At 63.7% G+C, this 2,415-nt stretch carries 3 protein-coding genes and 1 pseudogene; all 4 read right to left on the bottom strand.

Going from position 1 to position 2,415, the window contains the following annotated elements; genetic code table 11:
- Positions 1-259, bottom strand: a pseudogene (locus EOA75_RS31880) (serine protease); the annotation flags it as partial.
- 143 nt (positions 260-402) lie between these two features.
- Positions 403-588 carry a DUF2065 family protein gene (locus EOA75_RS31875; RefSeq protein WP_095783779.1) on the bottom strand — a complete coding sequence of 62 codons (186 nt, stop codon included), beginning with the start codon at positions 586-588 and terminating at the stop codon, positions 403-405.
- A gap of 6 nt (positions 589-594) precedes the next feature.
- Positions 595-1,557: a protease modulator HflC gene (locus EOA75_RS31870; protein WP_067323214.1), complete on the bottom strand. Its 963-nt coding sequence runs from the start codon at positions 1,555-1,557 to the stop codon at positions 595-597.
- A partial coding sequence (gene hflK, locus EOA75_RS31865) for an FtsH protease activity modulator HflK (RefSeq protein WP_127326073.1) occupies positions 1,557-2,415 on the bottom strand: 859 nt, incomplete at its 5' end. The genes EOA75_RS31870 and hflK, both read right to left, overlap by 1 nt.

Raw genomic sequence — 2,415 nt, 5'->3', positions numbered from 1 at the left:
AGTCCTGGAAGGGCGAGCCTTCCGGAAGCTGTGGCATCGGCACCGCACCGGGGCCTTCCGTGCCTTTGACGGTTTGCGAGGTCGAGATGTTGACCACCGCGCCGAGCAGGCGTTCGGCGAGGTCGGCGACGGAAGGCGGCGCGTCGGAGGCGATCGTGGGCGTGACGAAGGACGGGACGGCAACTATGCCGACGACGAATGCGGTGGCGCCGGCGAAAAACCTGCGCCGCGCCGCGCGCAACAGGGTGTCGGATATCATCGTGGCCTCCCGGCGTTTTGAAAAAGAAAGGCGCTTCCGCAAAGGCGCCCGTCAATTCATGTTGGCAAGAAATAAGGCACGTTTGCGGCTATAGCTATCGGCGGAAGATAAATCGTCAATCGCCTCGGCACCAAGGAATTTCATCAGCCGCGAACCAGCCAGACGATGGCGACGCCGAGGGCGATTGCAGCCAATCCGGCGATCCGCAGCACATTCTCCGGCAACGACAGCACCTCCGCCGCCAGTTTCCTGGCCAGAGCCGGAAACCCGCCATAGACCAGGCCCTCGATGACGAGGACCAGGCCGATGGCCGCGAGGAAATCCTGCACCGTCCGCTACTGGGCGCTGCCGGGTTGCGTGGCCGGGGCTGCCGGCGTCGCGGGCGCGGGCTGCGATGCCGCCGGCTGTCCGGGCTCGGGCTTGCTTTCCGGATCGCGGAAGAAACGGAAGAACTCGGAGTCGGGCGACAGCACCATGGTGGTTCCGGTGCTGTCCAAGGCCGTGCCGTAAGCATTCATCGAGCGATAGAAATCGAAGAAGCTCGGGTCCCGCTTATAGGCTTCAGCAAAGGTGGCGCTGCGCTGCGCCTCGCCCTCGCCGCGCAGGATCTCCGATTCCTTCTGCGCCTCGGCGATGATCTCGACGACCTCGCGGTCGGCCCTGGCTTTGATACGCTGCGCCGCCTCGTTGCCGCGAGCTCTCAGCCGCTCGGCTTCCGCCAAGCGTTCGGCTTTCATGCGATCGTAGGTCTGCTGCGATACTTCGGCGGTCAGATCCGTCCGGCGGATGCGCACATCTTCGATGTCGAGGCCGAGCGACGTCGCGTCCGGACGCAGTTGGTCACGCACCTCGCGCATCATGACGCCGCGTTCTTCGGAAAGTGCCGCCTCGAAATCGCGCAGACCATAGACGCGGCGCAGCGCCGCATCGAGCCGCGTCTTCAGCCGGGCTTCGGCGAGTTCCACCTGCCCCGATACCGCCGCGCGGAACGTGCGCGGATCCGAAATGCGGTAGGCGATGAAGGCGTCGACCTCGTAGAACTTGCCGCCGGAGACCTGAACGCGGATATTGTCGAGGTCGAAGCGCATCACTTTTTTCTCGATCGTCTGAACGCTGTCGGCATCGAAGAAGGCGAATGGCGCCTTGAAATAGATGCCCGGCTCGGTCTTGACGTCGATGATCTCGCCGAACCTCAGCACGATTGCCTGCTCGCCCGCCTTGACGACGAACACCGACGAATAGAGCAGAAACAGAAGGACGGCCGCGATGACCGCGATGATGGGAAGACGGTTGGCCATCACTGGTTACCTCCCAGCGCAGGCGCGGGCGGCGCCTTGGGCTGCAGTGCCGGCAGCGGCAGGTAAGGAAGCACACCCTGCCCGTTGCCCTGCTCGACGACGACCTTGTTCGAGTCCTTCAGGATCCTCTCCATTGTTTCCAGGTAAAGGCGCTTGCGCGTCACGTCGGGCGCCTTGGCGTATTCGTTGTAAACGGAGATGAAGCGCTGCGCCTCACCTTCGGCTTCCTGCACGACCCGGTTCTTGTAGGCGGCGGCATCTTCGCGGATCTGGGCCGCCTCGCCGCGCGCCTGGCCGAGCTTCTGGTTGGAATATTGATTGGCCTGCTCGACGAACTTGTCCTCGTCCTGCTCGGCGCGCTGCACCTCGTCGAAAGCATCGGCGACCTCGCGCGGCGGGGCGGCGTCCTCGATGGAGATTGCGTTGACTTGCAGACCCGTCTTGTAACCGTCGAGCGTGTTTTGGATGATCTCACGCACCGATGTGGCAATACCCTGGCGATCGTCGCGGAAAATATCCTGCGCGGGGCGCCGTCCGACGACCTCGCGCATGGCGCTTTCGGCCACCTGCGTCAGCATGCCGTCGGGATCTGAGACGTCGAAAAGATAGGCCCTTGGATCGGAAACCTGGTAGGCGACCGAGAACTGCACATTGACGATGTTCTGGTCGCCGGAGAGCATCAGCCCGGAGCCGCTGCTCGCCCCGCCGCCGATGCTGACGAGCTGCTCGGAAATCTTTGCCGTTTCGACCGTTTCGATCGGCCACCAGTGGAAATGCAGGCCTGGCTGCGAGAGCTCGGCCTTCGGCTTGCCGAAGCGCAATTCGACCGCGACCTCGTCAGGCTGCACGGTATAGATG

It is taken from the genome of Mesorhizobium sp. M1A.F.Ca.IN.022.07.1.1, from assembly GCF_003997575.1.
In the GTDB taxonomy this organism is placed as follows: domain Bacteria; phylum Pseudomonadota; class Alphaproteobacteria; order Rhizobiales; family Rhizobiaceae; genus Mesorhizobium.
The sequence above is the reverse complement of the archived record's forward strand: the minus strand, read 5'-3'. Positions and strand labels throughout refer to the sequence as shown.